This window comes from Blastococcus carthaginiensis, from assembly GCF_030731085.1.
Taxonomy (GTDB): domain Bacteria; phylum Actinomycetota; class Actinomycetes; order Mycobacteriales; family Geodermatophilaceae; genus Blastococcus; species Blastococcus carthaginiensis.
On sequence record NZ_JASNFN010000004.1, the window covers coordinates 127980 to 144847 of the forward strand.

17 protein-coding genes are annotated in these 16868 nt (G+C 72.5%); 8 read left to right on the top strand and 9 right to left on the bottom strand.

Going from position 1 to position 16868, the window contains the following annotated elements:
• The first annotated feature begins 72 nt into the window (after window positions 1-72).
• Window positions 73-696 (top strand): DUF305 domain-containing protein, encoded by a 624-nt coding sequence (locus QOZ88_RS05640; RefSeq protein WP_305998816.1) that lies wholly within the window; start codon window positions 73-75, stop codon window positions 694-696.
• 79 nt (window positions 697-775) lie between these two features.
• Window positions 776-1657 (top strand): F510_1955 family glycosylhydrolase, encoded by an 882-nt coding sequence (locus tag QOZ88_RS05645; RefSeq protein WP_305998817.1) that lies wholly within the window; start codon window positions 776-778, stop codon window positions 1655-1657.
• An 88-nt stretch (window positions 1658-1745) separates the two neighbouring features.
• Here QOZ88_RS05645 and QOZ88_RS05650 read toward each other — a convergent pair whose 3' ends face one another.
• The gene (locus QOZ88_RS05650) at window positions 1746-2372 is read right to left on the bottom strand and encodes a DUF305 domain-containing protein (protein WP_305998818.1); all 627 of its coding nucleotides are present in this window, start codon (window positions 2370-2372) and stop codon (window positions 1746-1748) included.
• Window positions 2373-2605: 233 nt separating this feature from the next.
• On the opposite strand from QOZ88_RS05650, the gene QOZ88_RS05655 reads away from it, so the two are divergent.
• Window positions 2606-2986 (top strand): ArsR/SmtB family transcription factor, encoded by a 381-nt coding sequence (locus tag QOZ88_RS05655; RefSeq protein WP_305998819.1) that lies wholly within the window; start codon window positions 2606-2608, stop codon window positions 2984-2986.
• Window positions 2987-3098: 112 nt separating this feature from the next.
• Here the strand turns inward: QOZ88_RS05655 and QOZ88_RS05660 are convergent, their stop codons facing one another.
• Both QOZ88_RS05660 and QOZ88_RS05665 read right to left on the bottom strand, forming a co-directional pair.
• Window positions 3099-3833, bottom strand: a complete 735-nt coding sequence (locus QOZ88_RS05660) for a ZIP family metal transporter (RefSeq protein ID WP_305998820.1) — start codon at window positions 3831-3833, stop codon at window positions 3099-3101.
• Window positions 3834-4092: 259 nt separating this feature from the next.
• Window positions 4093-5010 (bottom strand): potassium channel family protein, encoded by a 918-nt coding sequence (locus QOZ88_RS05665; protein ID WP_305998821.1) that lies wholly within the window; start codon window positions 5008-5010, stop codon window positions 4093-4095.
• 292 nt (window positions 5011-5302) lie between these two features.
• On the opposite strand from QOZ88_RS05665, the gene QOZ88_RS05670 reads away from it, so the two are divergent.
• Both QOZ88_RS05670 and QOZ88_RS05675 read left to right on the top strand, forming a co-directional pair.
• Window positions 5303-6787 (top strand): SulP family inorganic anion transporter, encoded by a 1485-nt coding sequence (locus tag QOZ88_RS05670; RefSeq protein WP_305998822.1) that lies wholly within the window; start codon window positions 5303-5305, stop codon window positions 6785-6787.
• Window positions 6788-6792: 5 nt separating this feature from the next.
• Window positions 6793-7182 (top strand): MerR family transcriptional regulator, encoded by a 390-nt coding sequence (locus QOZ88_RS05675; protein ID WP_305998823.1) that lies wholly within the window; start codon window positions 6793-6795, stop codon window positions 7180-7182.
• A 47-nt stretch (window positions 7183-7229) separates the two neighbouring features.
• Here QOZ88_RS05675 and QOZ88_RS05680 read toward each other — a convergent pair whose 3' ends face one another.
• Complete coding sequence (locus QOZ88_RS05680) at window positions 7230-7385, bottom strand: hypothetical protein (RefSeq protein ID WP_170852378.1); 156 nt, start codon at window positions 7383-7385, stop codon at window positions 7230-7232.
• Between the two features lie 190 nt (window positions 7386-7575).
• Between QOZ88_RS05680 and QOZ88_RS05685 the strand changes: the two genes are divergently transcribed.
• From QOZ88_RS05685 to QOZ88_RS05695, 3 genes are all read left to right on the top strand, one after another.
• The gene (locus tag QOZ88_RS05685) at window positions 7576-8826 is read left to right on the top strand and encodes an AI-2E family transporter (protein WP_305998824.1); all 1251 of its coding nucleotides are present in this window, start codon (window positions 7576-7578) and stop codon (window positions 8824-8826) included.
• 90 nt (window positions 8827-8916) lie between these two features.
• Complete coding sequence (locus QOZ88_RS05690) at window positions 8917-9354, top strand: universal stress protein (RefSeq protein ID WP_305998825.1); 438 nt, start codon at window positions 8917-8919, stop codon at window positions 9352-9354.
• Window positions 9354-10862, top strand: a complete 1509-nt coding sequence (locus QOZ88_RS05695; protein WP_305998826.1) for an alanine/glycine:cation symporter family protein — start codon at window positions 9354-9356, stop codon at window positions 10860-10862. The genes QOZ88_RS05690 and QOZ88_RS05695 overlap by 1 nt, the downstream gene beginning before the upstream one ends.
• A gap of 29 nt (window positions 10863-10891) precedes the next feature.
• On the opposite strand, the gene QOZ88_RS05700 is transcribed toward QOZ88_RS05695, so the two are convergent.
• From QOZ88_RS05700 to QOZ88_RS05720, 5 genes are read right to left on the bottom strand one after another with little or no spacing between them, the layout of a single operon-like run.
• Entirely contained in the window at window positions 10892-11527 is a 636-nt protein-coding gene (locus tag QOZ88_RS05700) for a trimeric intracellular cation channel family protein (protein ID WP_305998827.1), read from the bottom strand.
• A gap of 33 nt (window positions 11528-11560) precedes the next feature.
• Window positions 11561-12193 carry a TetR/AcrR family transcriptional regulator gene (locus QOZ88_RS05705; protein ID WP_305998828.1) on the bottom strand — a complete coding sequence of 211 codons (633 nt, stop codon included), beginning with the start codon at window positions 12191-12193 and terminating at the stop codon, window positions 11561-11563.
• A 30-nt stretch (window positions 12194-12223) separates the two neighbouring features.
• Window positions 12224-14371, bottom strand: a complete 2148-nt coding sequence (locus QOZ88_RS05710) for a 3-hydroxyacyl-CoA dehydrogenase NAD-binding domain-containing protein (protein WP_305998829.1) — start codon at window positions 14369-14371, stop codon at window positions 12224-12226.
• 12 nt (window positions 14372-14383) lie between these two features.
• Window positions 14384-15598, bottom strand: a complete 1215-nt coding sequence (locus QOZ88_RS05715) for an acetyl-CoA C-acetyltransferase (protein ID WP_305998830.1) — start codon at window positions 15596-15598, stop codon at window positions 14384-14386.
• A gap of 32 nt (window positions 15599-15630) precedes the next feature.
• Complete coding sequence (locus QOZ88_RS05720; RefSeq protein ID WP_305998831.1) at window positions 15631-16830, bottom strand: acyl-CoA dehydrogenase family protein; 1200 nt, start codon at window positions 16828-16830, stop codon at window positions 15631-15633.
• Window positions 16831-16868 lie beyond the last annotated feature (38 nt).

Sequence of the window (16868 nt, forward strand, 5' to 3'; positions counted from 1 at the left end):
CCCACGCTGGCCCGCCGGCGGTGTACGCGCACGCCCACCGGTCCACATCCGCAGCTCCAGGAGACATCCACCATGACCCGCACCACCGCACGCCTGACCGGCCTCACCGCCGCCCTGCTCACCGGCGCGCTCGTCCTCGCCGGCTGCGCCGATGACCCCGACGCCGCCGGGCACGGCTCGATGATGAGCGGCAGCTCCTCCCCGGCCGGCGCGTCGGCCGAGCAAGCCCAGTTCGACGACGCCGACGTCGCCTTCGCCCGCGAGATGATTCCGCACCATCGGCAGGCGATCGCCATGGCCGAGCTCGCCGAAGGCCGCGCCACCGACCCTCGGGTGCTCGACCTGACCGCCCGCATCCAGGCCGCGCAGGACCCCGAGATCCAGACGCTGACCGGCTGGCTCGACCAGTGGGGCGCCGACCACATGGACGGCATGGGTCACGATGGCATGGGTCACGGCGCGGGGATGATGTCCGAACGGGATATGCATGCGCTGATGAGCGCCGGCGGCACCGAGTTCGACCGGCGTTTCCTCGAGCAGATGATCGTCCACCACACCGGCGCGGTGCAGATGGCCGAGACCCAGATCGCCGACGGGCGGGACGCCGACGCGATCGCCCTGGCCGAGGCCATCCGCGACAGCCAGTCCGCCGAGATCGCCGAGATGCAGCAGCTGCTCGCCAACCTCGGCAGCTGATCGACGCGGCGGGGCGGGCCTCCGTCCGTCCCGCCGCAGTCCCGAACTCGGCCACACCCACGCACACCTGGAGATCTCCATGCGCGCACCGCGCTCCGCCTGTCGCGTCACCGTCACCACGGCCGCCCTCGGCCTGGTCCTGGTCGGCTGCTCCGCCGGCGGCCCGGCGCCGGCCGCCACCCCGACCGCCGCCCCGACCGCGGCGCAGGCCGGTGAGTTGCCGGCTGCGCACGTGCACGCTGTCGCGATCGACCCCGGCGACGGTGCGCTGCTGCTGGCCACCCACGACGGCCTCATCGCGGTCGGTGACGACGGTGCGCTGACCGCGTCCGGTCCGGTCATCGACCTCATGGGTTTCAGCGTCGCCGGCCACGACCACTACCTGGCCTCGGGCCACCCCGGGCCGGGTACCGACCTGCCCGACCCCGTGGGGTTGATCGAGTCCACCGACGGTGGCCGCACGTGGACGCCGCTGTCCCGGGCGGGCGAGTCCGACTTCCACGCCTTGACGCTGCTGCCCGACGGTGGCGCGCTGGGCTACGACGGTGCGCTGCGCCGCACGACCGACGGCACCACCTGGGAGCAGCTGGACATCCCGGCCGAGCCGCACACCCTCGCCGCCGCCCCGGACAGCGGCACCGCGCTGGCCACCACCGCGCAGGGGCTGCTGCGCTCGACCGACTCGGGCAGCACGTGGGCCCGGGTGGCCGGGGCGCCGGTGCTGCAGGTCGTCGCCTGGGCGGATGCCAGCACAGCAGCCGGGGTCGACCCGGCCGGTGTCGTCTGGACGAGCACCGACGACGCCCGCACGTGGCAGCGCGCCGCGGACCTCGGCGAGGCCCCGCACGCCATCGGGGCTGCTGTCGCCGCGGCTGGGCTGCGGGTGGCCGTGGTCACCGGCGAGGGGCTCGTCGAGTCCGTCGATGGTGGGGCGACGTTCACCACGCTGCTCACCTCTTGACACCACCGCAGGCCGGCCCACCGACCAGGGACGACGGCGCCCGCCCGGCGGCGTGCCGTCGTTCCTGCGGGACAGGCGGCGTCGTCCGTCAGCCGGTGGGGCAGTCGCGCAGTGCGGACCCACTGAACTCCGGAACGGGCCGAGCCTGGGCCTCCTCGACGGTCTCGGCCTCCCCGTTCTCCTCGATGTCCTCGATCAGCCACTCCATCTCGGCGATCTCCCGCTCCTGGGCGCGGATGATCTCGACGGCGAGCTGGCAGACGCGGACGTCGTCGATGTCGGCACGCTCGGAACGGGTGATGGCCATGGAGTGGTGCGGGATCATCGCCTGCATCCAGTCGACGTCGTCCACCGTGGCTTGGCTGCGGTCGAGGGCTATGCCCCCACCCAGCAGCAGGAGGCTCACCGCCACGATGGCGATGTTGCCCTTTACGTTCTTGTACATGTTCAGCATCCAGCCGAGCATGACCAGCCCCATGGTGCCGCCCATGGTGAGCGCCATGAACACACGGCTCTCGCTGAACTGGACGTGGCTCCACTCCCACGTGCTCGCGAACATGGTCCAGTACATGACGACCACGGATGTGGTGATCATCGCCGCGAAGCGCAGGTACATCTTCGTCTCCATCTTGCGGTGACCGGATTCGTCGTGGTGGCCGGACTCCTCGCCGCCATGACCGCGCCGGTGCTCCTCGTTGCTGCTCTTCGTCGCCATGGGGGTGGTGCTCCGTTCTCTCGCCACCGGTGTCCGGAGGCCGGATGGGGATCGTCGTGCCGGTACGACGTGCCGGCGCCGCCTCGGACGTGCTGGTGCCCGGGGAGGCCTGCACGTCGGGCCGGGGGTTCGGTCAGCCCAGCGAGCCGGCGACATCGCGCAGCTTGTCGCCGACAGAACCCGCGGTACCCGTAGACCCGTACGGGTATGAGCGCGTCGGAGGTGTTTTCTGGATGTCCGAACCCACCCACGCGCACCCGGTCGACCCCGAGCGGGTCGCCCACGCCCGGGCCCGGCTGCCCAGCCGTGACGACGCAGCCCGGCTGACCAGCGTGCTGAGCCTCATGGCCGATCCCACGCGCGCCCGGGTCCTGTTCGCACTCGACCTCGTGGAGGAACTCTGCGTGGGCGACCTCGCGCTGGCCCTGGAGGCCAATGAGGACGCCGTCGGGTACGCGCTGCGGCTGCTGCGCACGGCGGGGTTGGTGGTCAACCGGAAGGAGGGGCGCGTCGTGTACTACCGCCTCGCCGACGGCTTCCCCGAGCCGCTGCGCGAGCACTGCCTGCACCAGTTGATCAGCCTGACCGAAGCACCGGCGCCCGACGAGGGCTGAGCGCCAGGCGTCCCGGGCTCCGGCAGCGCTCGGTGGTGGGTCCAGTAGCGCTGCCCCGCGTGGTCCTCACCAGGCCGGCGACCGGCACCACGCTGGACGGACTACCTGACGGTCATGTGCCGAGGTAGACCGAAATGGCACCGAACAGGGCGAAACCGGCAGTGAGGAAGACCGGCCCCAGCCGCGAGGTCTCACCCTCGTGGGCCTCGCTGATCATCTCCTCGACCACGACGGCGGTCAGCGCACCGCCGGTGAGGGCCAGCACGGACAGGGTGACGATCTCGGGAGCGTCTCGCAGGGCCCAGAAACCGATGGTGGCGCCGAGCAGGATCGGAACGGTGAATCCTGCCGCCATGGCGATCCGCTTCTTCCGGCCGATGCCGGCGTTGCGCAGGGTGGCGACGGCGGCGAAGCCCTCCGGCACGTCGGCGGGCACCTGGCCGACCGCCAGCAGAAGACCGAGCGCCGGGTCGACCACGGTGCCGGTCCCGATCATCACGCCGTCGCTGAAGAGGTCCATCGAGACCCCGGAGAAGATGGTGAGGGCTCCGGACTGCTTCTCGCCGCCGCCGGTCCGGGCCTGCACGTATCCGATCGACCGGTCGAGCCCGATGAAGGTGGCCCCACCGGCGACGAAGGCCAGCAGGGGAACCCAGGGCAGGCCGGCACTCAGCGCCTCGGGCATCAGCTCCAGGCCGACCACCGCCAGCACGATCCCTGCTGCCAGGTGCAGAGCGAGGCTCAGCGTGCGCTCGGAGACGCGGGAGACCTCGGCGAGCAGGCCTCCGGAGAAGTTGCCGGCCGCGGGCAGGGCAGCCAGGCCGAGGACGATCAGGAAGTCCGACATCCGCCCCTCCAACCACGCCGTGATCGGCGATCTTCGGCGGCGTTCTTTCCCGCACTACCGCGGTACCGCTGACCGCAACCGCGCCCTGGGGCCGGACATCGGCGCGGGCCCCGGCAGCGCGGCTCGGCGCGCCGCGGCCTCCGAGGGCTACGAGCCCCCGGCTCGCCGGCCGGCCCACGACCCACCCGGCGGCGTGCGCCGATCGCCCGGTCCGGTGCCGTCGAGGCCGCCGTGCCCGCAGCCCGCAGGGCGGGTGAGGTCATCGCCCGCGGCGTGGCGGGTCCCAGCGCCGCTGGTCCTGGTGGTGGTCGTCCGCGTACCGCCGCAGCACCTCCGCCGCGGACTGGCCGGTGCCCAGGAACTGCTCGTCGATGATGCGGGCGAGGTCCCCGAGGGCGGTGTCGAGGACCTCGGCCGCGACCCGGACGTCCTGCCGGGGGGCAGCTCGTCCGGCGGCGACCAGATCGACCGCGACCCCCAGCTGCGCCGGCAGCGAGGCATCGGTGCTGCCCTCGCGGAAGTAGTAGGTCTCGGCGTACTCGGTGAGGTCGACGCGGGCCTGCACCACCTGGGCCGACAGGCCGTCGAGCAGGGTCGCCGCCGACGCGGAGCCGGGGTCGTCCAGCAGTCCGGCGGTGGCCGAGCGGCGCAGCAGCGACAGCCGGACGGCGAGGCTGCGCCGACGGATCAGCGCCGGGTAGACCTGCAGCACCCAGGTCACGGACGCGGTGAGCAGCGCGAAACCGAACACGGCTTGCAGCGGCACCGCGATTCTCAGCCACGCTGCGGTCGGCAGCACATCACCGAACCCGAGGGTGGCCACGGTGACCATCGAGACGTAGACGGCATCCAGCACACCACCGCGCTCGGCCCGGTCCAGCGAGGAGCTGAACGCGAAACCCTCCGGCAGGTGCGGCGCGTAGAGCAACGCACCGCCGAGAACGAGGAGCAGCAGCCACACGGCGATCACCCCCGCCAGTGCCAGCGGACCGGTCAGGATGCCCGAGGCGCCGGCTCGCCGTCGCCGGCGGCCCAGGCGCCAGACCAGGCGCATGACGTGGGAACTGAGGTCTCCCTGCCCGCTCGGATACCACAGCGTGCGGAAGATGTCCCGCAGCGTCAGGACCGTCACCGCCGCTCCGGCGACCGTCACCAGCCAGCCCAGCCATCCCGCCATCGTCCCGAGCCTGGCAGAGCAGGACCCGTTCCGCCGTGCGTGGGCACAGGTCCCGGCAGCGGAGCGGGTGACGAAGGACTCACCGGTCAACCCTCACGTGAGGGACGAGTTCCCGGCAGACTGCTCCTGACACCGGCGACGCAGCTGCCGGCGCGATGCACCGGGCACCAGCCGGCGTCGCCGCCGACCCGGCGCGCCACCGCCGCGGTGCATGACGCACCACTCCCGACCCGGCACCACCCGGTGCTGCCCACCCGCGCCGACGACGGCGCACCCCGAACGAGACGGATCCATGACCTCAGCTGTCGCCGCGCCGCCCCGCCTCCGCCGGCCGGCGTGGCTGTCCCCGGGCACCGCCCGCACCGAGGTCCTCGCCGGCCTCGTCGTCGCGCTGGCCCTGATCCCCGAGGCGATCAGCTTCTCCATCCTCGCCGGGGTCGACCCTCGCGTCGGGCTGTTTTCCTCCTTCGTGATGGCCGTGGTGATCGCCTTCACCGGCGGCCGGCCGGCGATGATCACCGCCGCCACGGGGGCGATCGCCCTGGTCGTCGCACCGCTGGCGCTCGAGCACGGCGTCGAGTACCTGTTCGCCGCCGTCGTGCTGGGCGGGATCTTCCAGGTGCTGCTGGCCGCGGCCGGCGTGGCCAGGCTGATGCGGTTCATCCCGCGCAGCGTCATGGTCGGCTTCGTCAACGCGCTGGCGATCCTCATCTTCGCCGCCCAGCTGCCGCACCTGGTCGACGTCCCCTGGCTGGTCTACCCGCTGGTCGCCGCCGGGCTGGCGATGATCTTCCTGCTGCCGCGGCTGACGACCGCCGTCCCCTCGCCGCTGATCTCCATCGTGGTGCTCACCGGTCTCACCATCGCCGCCGGCTGGACCCTGCCGGACGTCGGTGACCAGGGGGAGCTCCCCGACAGCCTGCCCTTCCTCGGCATCCCGGCGGTCCCGTTCACCTGGGAGACGCTGACGATCATCGCGCCCTTCGCGCTGGGCGTGGCCCTGGTCGGGTTGATGGAGTCGCTCATGACGGCGAAGCTGGTCGACGACCTCACCGACACCGGCTCGGACAAGACGCGGGAGTCGTGGGGTCAGGGCGTGGCGAACGTGGCGTCCGGCTTCTTCGGCGGCATGGGCGGTTGCGCGATGATCGGCCAGACGATGATCAACGTGAAGTCCGGCGCCCGGACCCGGCTGTCGACGTTCCTCTCCGGCGTCTTCCTGCTGATCCTCGTCGTGGCGCTCGGCGACGTCGTCGCGATCATCCCGATGGCCGCCCTGGTCGCCGTCATGATCTTCGTGTCGATCGCCACCTTCGACTGGCACAGCCTGCGCACCATCCACCGGATGCCGCGCAGCGAGACGACGGTGATGCTCACGACCGTCGCCGGCACGCTGATCACCCACAACCTGGCCATCGGGGTCGGCGTCGGCGTCCTGGTCGCCTGCGTGCTCTTCGCCCGCCGGGTGGCGCACCTGGTCGAGGTCACCAGCGTCCTCGACCCCGACGGCGGGACGCGCGTCTACTCGGTGCACGGCGCCCTGTTCTTCGCCTCGAGCAACGACCTCGTCTCCCAGTTCGACTACAACGGCGACCCGGAGAGCGTCGTGGTCGACCTGTCCGACGCGCACGTCTGGGACGCCTCGACCGTCGCCGTGCTCGACGCGATCACGCACAAGTACGGGATGCGCGGGAAGACGGTCGAGTTCGTCGGGCTCACCGGCCACTCGGCCGACCGGTTCCAGCGGCACACCGGCCGGCTCGCCGGGGCGCACTGATGCAGGTGACGCGCACGGGGCTGCTCCAGATCGGCCAGGTCGCCGAGCGCACCGGGCTGAGCCTGCGCACCATCCGCTGGTACGAGGAGGAGGGCCTCGTCGTCCCGACCTCGCGGACCGAGGGCGGCTTCCGGCTGTACAGCGCCGACGACGTCGCCCGCCTCGAGGTGATCAAGCGGATGAAGCCGCTCGGGTTCGCGCTGGAGGAGATGCGCGAGCTGCTGGGCCTGCTCGCCGACCTCGACGCCGGCACCGGCGACCGGTCCGCGCTGCTGGACCGGCTGCGGATGTTCCACGAGGCGGCGACCGCCCGGGTCACCGCCCTCCGCGAGCAGCTCGCCGTTGCCGAGGGCTTCGCCGACGGCCTCGCCGGCCAGCTCGACGCCCGGGGCTGACCCGCCCGCCGGGGCGGCCGGTCTCCCCGGACCGGCCGCTCCCGCGATCACACCCTGGTGTTGCGCTTGGTCCACCCCCAGGCCGCGGTGGCCAGGAACAGCACCACGCCGATGACGAGCAGCCAGAACAGCCCCTCGACGATGGCTCCGAGGACGGCGAGCGCCAGCCACACGACCAGCAGCAGTCCGATCAGTCCGAGCACGGGATCCTCCTCCCCCTCGGCGCGTGGGCGCTCCGCGACCCGCGCGCACGTCCGACGTGCCGGTGACCGGGGTCGCGTACCCGACCGGCGCCACCACCATGCGCCGCACCCGCACACGGGATCGGTGGAGGCGTCAGGATGGGCGCGCGCACCGGCGCACCTTCGCCGGCAGCGGACGGAGGTGGGGGGCATGACGGGACGGGCGCCGGCCTCCATCGGGGATCCTGCCGCGGCACGACCACGCCGCACTCCCGGGACGGCGGCGGGAGCGCACGCCGCCACGTCCCCGCCGACCGGCCGGACCGGGTTCCTCCAGCGCGAGGCGACGATCGCGGGACGGGCCCTGGTGATCGGCCTGGCCGCGCTCGGGGTGGTCTGGCTGGTGCTCCAGGTCCAGTTCGTCGCCGCCGCGGCGATGCTCGGCATCGCCCAGGTCGCCATGCTGTGGCCGATCGCGAGCTGGCTGCGGCGGCGCGGCGTGCCGGCGGTGCTCGCGGCGATCCTCTGCGTCGTCGGCTACCTGGCCTTCTTCGTCAGCGTGCTGACCTTCCTGGTCCTGCAGCTCATCGAGGCCTGGCCGGGCCTGGTCGCCGCCGGCGTCGACGCCGTGAACTCCACGACCGCATGGGTGCAGGCGCGGACCGACGACCTGGACAACGCGGGGCTGGACCAGGTGCTCGAGCAGCTGGAGTCCTCGGTGGGCACGGCGGCCGCCGGCCTCGGGGGCGCGGCCGCCCAGGGGCTGAACGCGGTCGGCACCATCACCACGGTCCTGCTCATCGCGCTCTTCTTCACCCTCTTCGCCCTCACCAGCGGGGACCGGCTGTGGCGGCAGTTCGTCCGCGCGCTGCCCGTGGAGTACCGGTCGCCGACCGACGCCGCCTTCCGCGCCGGCCTGCGCACGGCCAGGGCGTGGTTCTACGCCTCGACCGCCACCGGGCTGGTCGACGGCGTGCTCATCGGCCTCGGGCTGTGGCTGCTCGACGTCCCGCTGGCCCTCCCCCTCGGCGCGCTGACCTTCCTGCTCGCCTACGTGCCCCTCGTCGGCGCGACGCTCGCCGGCGCCGTGGCGGTGGCGGTGGCCGGCGTGACCAACGGCTGGAGCACGGCGCTGTGGGCGCTGCTCGTCGTCGTCGTGGTGCAGCAGATCGAGGGCAACGTGCTCGCGCCGCTCCTGCTGTCGCGGGCGATCAGCTTCCACCCGCTGGTCGTGCTGCTGCTCACCACCGGGGCCGCCTCCGCCTTCGGCCTGCTGGGTCTGTTCGTCGCGGTGCCGGTGGCCGGCGTGCTCGCGGCGGCCGTGCAGGGCTGGCGGCGGCAGGTCGGCCGGCAGGCGGCGGAGCCACCGGACGACGGCGACGCCGTGGCCGGCGGGCGCACCGACGACGAGGTCGACGGCGCCGGCCGCCCACCCGCGCGACCGGGGACGCCGGCGTCCTGACCGCGGCACGGGGCGCGCGCGCTCGACCTGCCGGCCGGCGCGAACACCGCTACCGTTCGCCCGATCATCGTCTCCGCCGGAGGTGGGCCCGTGCCCGAATCCATCCTGGTAGGCCTCGACGGCAGCGAGGCGAGCGGTCGCGCCGCGGACGCGGCGGCCGACGCGGCCCGTCGCCACGACCTGCGGCTGGTCCTCGCCTGCGTCGTCCCCTGGTCGCCCTACTCCTTCACCACCGCGGAGGAGAACGAACGCCGCTCCGTGGAGAAGGAACGGGAGGCGACCGCCGCGCGCGAACGCGTGCTCGAACCGGTGATCGCCCGGCTCTCCGAGCCCGGGGACCTCGCGATCGAGAGTGCCGTCCGGCACGGGCACCCCGCCGAGACGCTGGTGCGGCTGGCCCGCGAGCACGACGCCGCCTGGATCACCGTCGGCCGCGTCGGGCAGAGCCGGGTGCGCACCCTGCTGTTCGGCTCGACGCCGAGCAGCCTCATCCAGCTCTCCCCGATCCCCGTCCTGGTGGTGCCGTGATGACCTCGCCGTCCGACTCGCTGCTGGCCGCCACCTTCGACGAGCAGGTCGACGGCTTCTTCGCGCCGATCTCCGATGTCATCACCACGGTCGTCTTCTTCGCCGTGCCGCTGGACTTCATCGACGAGGGCGTGGAGCTCCCGCTCATCGTCGTCTGGCTGGTCATCGCGGGCCTGTTCTTCACCATCTACCTGCGCGGCTTCCAGTTCCGCGCCTTCCGGCACGCCATCGAGCTGATCCGCGGCCGGTACGACGACCCGCGGGACGCCGGCGAGGTCACCCACTTCCAGGCGCTGGCGACGGCGGTGTCGGGCACCGTCGGCCTCGGCAACATCGCCGGCGTCGCGATCGCGATCTCGCTGGGCGGGCCGGGCGCCACGCTGTGGATGATCATCGCGGGCCTGCTCGGCATGTGCACCAAGGGCGTCGAGTGCACGCTCGGGGTGAAGTACCGCAACGTCTACCCCGACGGCCGGGTCTCCGGTGGCCCGATGTACTACCTGACCAAGGGGCTGCGCGAGAAGAGCCCGCGGCTGGGCACCTTCGGCAAGGTGCTCGCCGTCCTGTTCTGCATCTTCACCCTCGGCGGGGCCGTCGGCGGTGGCAACATGTTCCAGGCCAACCAGGCCTTCAACCAGGCGCAGTCGGTCACCGGCGGCGACGACGGCCCGCTCGGGTTCGGCGCCGCCGGCGCGGTGTTCGGGTTCGTGCTGGCACTGCTGGTGGGGGCGGTGATCATCGGCGGCATCCGCAGCATCGCCCGGGTCACCGACAAGCTGGTGCCGTTCATGGCGGTCTTCTACGTGCTCGCCTGCCTGACCGTGCTCCTGGCCAATTTCTCCGACATCCCGGCGGCGCTCTGGGCGATCGTCTCCCAGGCGTTCTCCCCCGAGGCCGGCTTCGGCGGCATCGTCGGCGTGCTCATCCAGGGTTTCCGCCGGGCGGCGTTCAGCAACGAGGCGGGGCTGGGTTCGGCCGCCATCGCGCACTCCGCGGTCAAGACGGAGCACCCGGCCACCGAGGGGCACGTCGCCGTCCTCGAGCCGTTCATCGACACCGTCGTCATCTGCACGATGACCGCGCTGGCCATCGTCATCACCGGCACCTACGCCGACGAGGCGAGCGACGCGGGCGTGGAGACGACGTCGGCGGCCTTCGAGACCGTGGTCAGCTGGTTCCCCATCGTGCTGGCGATCGCGGTGATCCTCTTCGCGTACTCGACGATGCTGGCCTGGAGCTACTACGGCCTGAAGGCCGCGACCTACCTCTTCGGCGAGTCGATGGTCGTCGACCGGACGTGGAAGCTCGTCTTCTGCCTCTTCGTCATCATCGGGGCGTCGTCCACGGTCGAGTCGGTGATCGGCTTCTCCGACAGCATGATCTTCCTGATGTCCCTGCCGAACATCATCGGCCTCTACATCCTGGCCCGGGTGGTGAAGCGGGAGCTCAACGGCTACCGCGCCCGGATCGACAGCGGCGAGATCCTGCCGGTCGCCGAGCGGACCTGACCGGCGCCGCACCGGGTGGCCGGTCCGGGTCACTCCCGCTCGCGCCGGGTGCGCACGGGCGGGAACGGCGCGTGCACGTCGAAGTGCACCCCGACCATCCGGATGGTGCAGCACAGCGCGGCGGCGCTGATCGAGGCGACCGGGCCGCGGGTGCCGAGCAGATCGGCCACCACCACGGCGGTGGCCCCGACCAGCGCCGGGACGGCGTAGAGACCGCTGGTGAGCACCGAGGGCACCTGGCGGATCAGCACGTCCCGGAGGGTGCCGCCGCCCACGCCGGTGATCGTGCCGACGATCACCGCCTGCGCGGGGCCGAAGCCGAGGTCGAGCGCCTTGAGGGCGCCGGTGACCGCGAAGAGGCTCAGGCCGGCGGCGTCCAGCACGTTGATGGTCCCGTTGAGCCGCTCCAGGTACGGGCCGGCGACGAAGGCGATCAGGCCCCCGCCGGCGGCCACGGCGAGGTAGCGCCAGTCGACGAACGTCGCCGGGGGCAGGCTGTCCAGGAAGACGTCGCGGATGGTGCCGCCCCCGAGCGCGGTGATCATGCCCAGGGTGACCACGCCGACGATGTCGAGCCGGGTGGTGCGCAGCGCGGTCAGCGCACCGTTGAGCGCGAAGGCGAAGGTGCCGACGAGGTCGAGCACCAGCAGGGCCGTCGTGGCCACGGATCCGCCCCCTCTGCAGGACTCCGGGAGGCATCAGCTTCCCAGGCGGTCCCCGCGGGCGGTGAAGGCCTCGACGATCGACTGCCAGTGCTCGACGTGCGGGCCGGTGCGGGGGGCGTCGGGCTGCAGCGCGTAGGTGAGCGCCTGACCCCGCATCGAGGTGAGCAGCACCTGGTAGACCGCCTCGGCCTGCGGGTGCCGCGCCACCTGCTCGCCGAACACCTCCATCGCCAGGGTCCGCAGCTGCGCCCCGAGGCGGCGCTCGTGCGGGAGCAGCGCGGCGCGGAGCTCCGGATCGGTCCGGGCCGCACCCCACAGCTCCATCGCCGCGACGAACAGCTCGCCGTGGAAGCGTTCCCAGATCAGCTCCACGCCGAGCCGGACGCGGGCGGCCGCGTCCGCCGGCAGGTCGGCCGCGGCCTGGCGCACGCTCGCGCTGAACTCCTCGTAGAGGTGGTCGACGGCGGCCAGCACGAGGTCGGCCTTCGTCGTGAACTGGTGGGTCAGCGCGCCCCGGGAGACGCCGGCCCGCCGCTGCACCTCCTGGGTGGTGGTGCGCGCGTAGCCGAGCTCGACCAGCGCCTCCACCGTGGCGCGCACCAGCGCCTCGCGGGTGCTGGCCCGCCGCTCGGCCTGCGTCCGGCGCGCGGCCGGGGCAGCGGTCACCTCGGCGTCCTCGCTCCCCCGCCGTCGTGCTCAGACCGCCGCGGCAGCGCGCAGGCTGCCGGCCGGCACGGCGCGCTCCAGCAGGATCGCCGGCGGCCGGAACCGCTCGCCGTAGCGGTCGGCCAGCTCGTCGGCCCGGGCGACGAAGCCCGCGACCCCGCCCGCGTACTGGTCGACGTACTGCAGCACGCCCCCGTACAGGGGTGGGAAGCCGATGCCCATGATCGAGCCGATGTTCGCGTCCTCGACGGTGCGCAGCACCTGCTCCTCCAGGCAGCGCGCGGTCTCCACGGCCATGGCGAACAGCAGCCGCTCCTGCGCGTCCCGGAACGGCACGGCGTCGGACGACGGGAACAGCTCGGTGAGCCCCGGCCACACCCGCTTCTCGGGCTGCCAGTCGAAGAAGCCCTGCCCCGACGACTTCCCGGTGCGGCCGTGCTCGACCATCGTCCGCAGCACCGCGACGCCGGGGTGGTCGTCGGCGGCCCCGGCCTTCGCGGCCTCGTCGCGGATCTTCAGCGGCAGGGTGAGCGTCACCTCGTCGAGCAGGGTGAGCGGCCCGGCCGGGAAGCCGGCCTGCAGCGCGGCCCGCTCCACGCTCATCGGCGCCAGCCCCTCGGCCAGCAGCGCGGCGCCCTCCATCACCAGCGTGCCGAACACGCGGCTGGTGAAGAAGCCCCGGCTGTCGGAGACGACGATCGGGGTCTTGCCGATCTGCCGCACGGCGTCGTAGGCGCGGGCGAGTGCGGTGTCCGACGTCCGCTCCCCCACGATCAGCTCGACCAGCGGCATCTTGTCCACCGGCGAGAAGAAGTGCATGCCGACGACGTCGGCCTGCCGCTGCACGCCCTCGGCCAGGCTCGTGATCGGCAGCGTGCTGGTGTTGGAAGCCAGCAGCGCACCGCGCGCGGCGTGCGCCTCGGCCTCGGCGAGCACCCGGTGCTTGAGGGCGGTGTCCTCGAACACCGCCTCCACGATCACGTCGCAGCCGGCGAGGTCGGCGGCGTCGCCGGTGGGGGTGATGCGGGCGAGGAAGGCATCCGCCTTGCCCTGGCTCATCCGCCCGCGGGACACCTGCTTGCCGACCACGTTCGCGACGTGCGCCTTGCCCTTCCCGGCCGCCTCGGCGCTCACGTCCTTGAGCACCACGTCGACGCCGACCTTGGCGAAGGCGTGCGCGATCCCGGCGCCCATCATCCCGGCGCCGAGCACGCCGACCTTGGAGGCACGAGACGTCTCCTCCACCGCCGGGCGGGAGCCGCCGCCGTTGATCCGGTTCAGGTCGAACCACAGCGCCTGGATCATGTTGGTCGACACCTGGCCGACGACGAGGTCGACGAAGTAGCGCCCCTCGACGGTGAACGCGGTGTCGACGTCCACCTGCAGGCTCTCCACCGCGGCGGACAGGATCGCGTAGGGCGCCGGGTAGGGCGCGCCCTTGAGCTGCTTGGTCAGGTTGGCCGGGAAGGCGGGCAGGCTCGACGCCAGCGACGGCGTGGAGGGGGTCCCGCCGGGCACCTTGTAGCCCTTGGTGTCCCACGGCTGGGCGGCGTCCGGGTTGGCGAGCACCCACTGCTTCGCCTTGGCCAGCAGCTCGTCCGCGCTCGCGAGCTCGTGCACCAGTCCGAGCTCCAGCGCCTTCTCGGGGCGGACCTGCCGGCCCTGCAGCAGCAGCTCCAGCAGCGCCGTCGTCAGCCCGAGCAGCCGGACCGACCGGACCACCCCGCCCCCACCGGGCAGCAGACCGAGGGTGACCTCGGGGAAGCCGAGCTTGACCTTCGGGTCGTCCAGGACGACGCGGTGGTGGGTGGCCAACGCGATCTCCAGCCCGCCGCCGAGCGCGGCGCCGTTGATCGCCGCGGCGACCGGGACCCCGAGGGTCTCCAGCCGGCGCAGCTGGCGCTTCACCAGCGTGACCTGGGCGAGGACCTGGTCGCGGGTCTCGGGTGTGGCCTGGATCAGGCTGCCCAGGTTGCCGCCGGCGAAGAAGGTCTTCTTCGCGCTCGTCAGGACGACGCCGCGGACGGACTCCTTCTCGCGCTCCAGCCGGTCGATCGTCTCGCCCATCGACCGCACGTACGCGTCGTTCATGGTGTTCGCCGACGACGCGGGGTCGTCCAGGGTGAGGGTGATGACGCCGTCGGCGTCCTGCTCCCAGCGGATGGTGCTCTCGGACATGCGGAGTGCTCCTCAGACTCGCTCGACGACGGTGGCGATGCCCATGCCGCCGCCGACGCACAGGGTGGCCAGGCCGTAGCGCAGGTCGCGCCGCTCGAGCTCGTCGACGAGCGAGCCCAGGATCATCGCGCCGGTGGCGCCCAGCGGGTGCCCCATGGAGATGGCGCCGCCGTTGACGTTGACCTGCTCGTGGTCGAAGCCGGTGTCGGCCATGAACCGCAGGACGACGGCGGCGAACGCCTCGTTCATCTCGACCAGGTCGATGTCGTCGACGGTCAGCCCGGCCTTGGCCAGTGCCTTGTGCGTGGCCGGCGCCGGGCCGGTCAGCATGATCACCGGGTCGGAGCCGGAGACGGCGGTGCTCACGATGCGCGCCCGCGGGGTCAGCCCGTGGCGCCGCCCGGCCTCCTCGGTGCCGACGACGACCAGCGCGGCGCCGTCGACGATGCCGCTGGAGTTGCCGGCCGTGTGCACGTGGTCGATCCGCTCGACCCAGTGGTACTTCTGCAGCGCGACGGCGTCGAAGCCGCCCATGTCACCGATGCCGGCGAACGCCGAGGGCAGGGCGCCCAGCGACTCGACGGTCGTGCCGGGGCGGACGAGCTCGTCGGCGTCGAGGACGACGGTGCCGTTCCTGTCCGTCACCGGGACGACGGAGCGCTCGAAGTACCCGTTGGACCAGGCCTTGGCGGCGCGGGCGTGCGACTCGGCGGCGTACGCATCGACGTCCTCCCGGCTCCAGCCGGCCAGGGTGGCGATCAGGTCGGCGCCGATGCCCTGGGGGACGAAGCCGGTGCGGGCGGCGGTCTCGGGGTCCATCGGCCAGGCGCCGCCGTCGGAGCCCATGGGCACCCGCGACATCGACTCGACGCCGCCGGCCAGCACCAGGTCCTCGAAGCCGGAGCGGACCTTCTGCGCGGCGAGGTTGACCGCCTCGAGGCCGCTGGCGCAGAAGCGGTTGATCTGCACGCCGGCCACCGTGTCGGGCAGGCCGGCGGCGAGCGCCGCCGTCCGCGCTATGACCGCGCCCTGCTCACCGACCGGGGAGACGACGCCGAGCACGATGTCGTCGACCAGGCCTGCATCCAGTTGCGGGTTGCGCTGCCGGACGGCGTCGATCAGGCCCGTGGTCAGGCTGATCGGCTTGACCGAGTGCAGCCCTCCGGTCTTCTTGCCCTTGCCGCGCGGGGTGCGCACGGCGTCGTAGATGAACGCCTCGGCGGTCATGCGTAGTCCTCTCGTCTCGCTTCGGATGGGGGTCAGACGCCGAGCGAGCGGCCGACGATCTCCTTCATGATCTCGGTCGTCCCGCCGTAGATGGTCTGGATGCGCGAGTCGAGGAAGGCCTTCGCGACCGGGTACTCGAGCATGTAGCCGTAGCCGCCGTGCAGCTGGAGGCACCGGTCGACGACCCGCTTCTGGAGCTCCGTCGTCCACCACTTGGCCATCGCCGCGTCCTCGACGGTGAACCGGCCGGCGTTGTGCTCGAGGATCGCCTTCTCGAGGTAGGTCTCGGCGATCGACACCTCGGTGTGCATCTCGGCGAGCTCGAACCGGGTGTTCTGGAAGCTGCCGATCGGCTTGCCGAAGGCGGTGCGCTCCTTGCAGTACCGGACGGTCAGGTCGAGCACGATGCGGGCAGAGGCGACGGCGCCCGCGGCGATGCTGAGGCGCTCCTGCGGCAGGTTCTCCATGAGGTGGAAGAAGCCGTGGCCCTCGGTGCCGAGCAGGTTGGCCGCGGGCACCCGCACGTCCTCGAAGAACAGCTCGGCGGTGTCCTGCGCCTTGAGGCCGATCTTGTCGAGGTTGCGCCCGCGCTCGAACCCCGGCATGCCGCGCTCGACGACGAGCAGGGAGAAGCCCCGGGCGCCGGCCTCGGGGTCGGTGCGGGCGACGACGATGACCAGGTCGGCGTTGATGCCGTTGGTGATGAACGTCTTCGACCCGTTCAGCACCCATTCGTCGCCGTCCCGGCGGGCCGTCGTCCGCAGGCCCTGCAGGTCCGAGCCCGCGCCCGGTTCGGTCATGGCGATCGCGGTGATGATCTCGCCGCTGACCAGCCCGGGCAGCCACCGCCGCTTCTGCTCGTCGGTGGTGAGCCCGATCAGGTAAGGGGCGACGACGTCGTTCTGCAGGGTGAAGCCCAGCCCGCTCGCCCCGGCGCGGCTGACCTCGGCGGAGAGGATCGCGTTGTAGCGGAAGTCCTTGACCCCGCCGCCGCCGTACTCCTCGGGCACGTCCATGCCCAGCAGGCCCTGCTCCCCCGCCCGCAGCCAGACGGCGCGGTCGACGACGCCGGCCCGCTCCCACTCGTCGTGGTGGGGGGTCACCTCCTTGGCCAGGAAGTCCCGCAGCATCGCGCGGAACGACTCGTGCTCGGCCTCGTAGAGAGCTGACTGCACACCGACCTCCGGGAAGTCCTGGATCTCCGGCGGTCCCCGCGCCGGGAACCCGAACATACAGACCACTCGTTCTGTATCTTCGCGAGCCACGTCAC

Coding starts and splice junctions, on each gene's coding strand:
- QOZ88_RS05655 (WP_305998819.1), top strand. CDS start 2,606: ATGTCCGAACCCACCCACGCGCACCCGGTCGACCCCGAGCGGGTCGCC.
- QOZ88_RS05640 (WP_305998816.1), top strand. CDS start 73: ATGACCCGCACCACCGCACGCCTGACCGGCCTCACCGCCGCCCTGCTC.
- QOZ88_RS05685 (WP_305998824.1), top strand. CDS start 7,576: ATGACGGGACGGGCGCCGGCCTCCATCGGGGATCCTGCCGCGGCACGA.
- QOZ88_RS05660 (WP_305998820.1), bottom strand. CDS start 3,833: ATGTCGGACTTCCTGATCGTCCTCGGCCTGGCTGCCCTGCCCGCGGCC.
- QOZ88_RS05695 (WP_305998826.1), top strand. CDS start 9,354: ATGACCTCGCCGTCCGACTCGCTGCTGGCCGCCACCTTCGACGAGCAG.
- QOZ88_RS05720 (WP_305998831.1), bottom strand. CDS start 16,830: ATGTTCGGGTTCCCGGCGCGGGGACCGCCGGAGATCCAGGACTTCCCG.
- QOZ88_RS05670 (WP_305998822.1), top strand. CDS start 5,303: ATGACCTCAGCTGTCGCCGCGCCGCCCCGCCTCCGCCGGCCGGCGTGG.
- QOZ88_RS05665 (WP_305998821.1), bottom strand. CDS start 5,010: ATGGCGGGATGGCTGGGCTGGCTGGTGACGGTCGCCGGAGCGGCGGTG.
- QOZ88_RS05710 (WP_305998829.1), bottom strand. CDS start 14,371: ATGTCCGAGAGCACCATCCGCTGGGAGCAGGACGCCGACGGCGTCATC.
- QOZ88_RS05650 (WP_305998818.1), bottom strand. CDS start 2,372: ATGGCGACGAAGAGCAGCAACGAGGAGCACCGGCGCGGTCATGGCGGC.
- QOZ88_RS05715 (WP_305998830.1), bottom strand. CDS start 15,598: ATGACCGCCGAGGCGTTCATCTACGACGCCGTGCGCACCCCGCGCGGC.
- QOZ88_RS05645 (WP_305998817.1), top strand. CDS start 776: ATGCGCGCACCGCGCTCCGCCTGTCGCGTCACCGTCACCACGGCCGCC.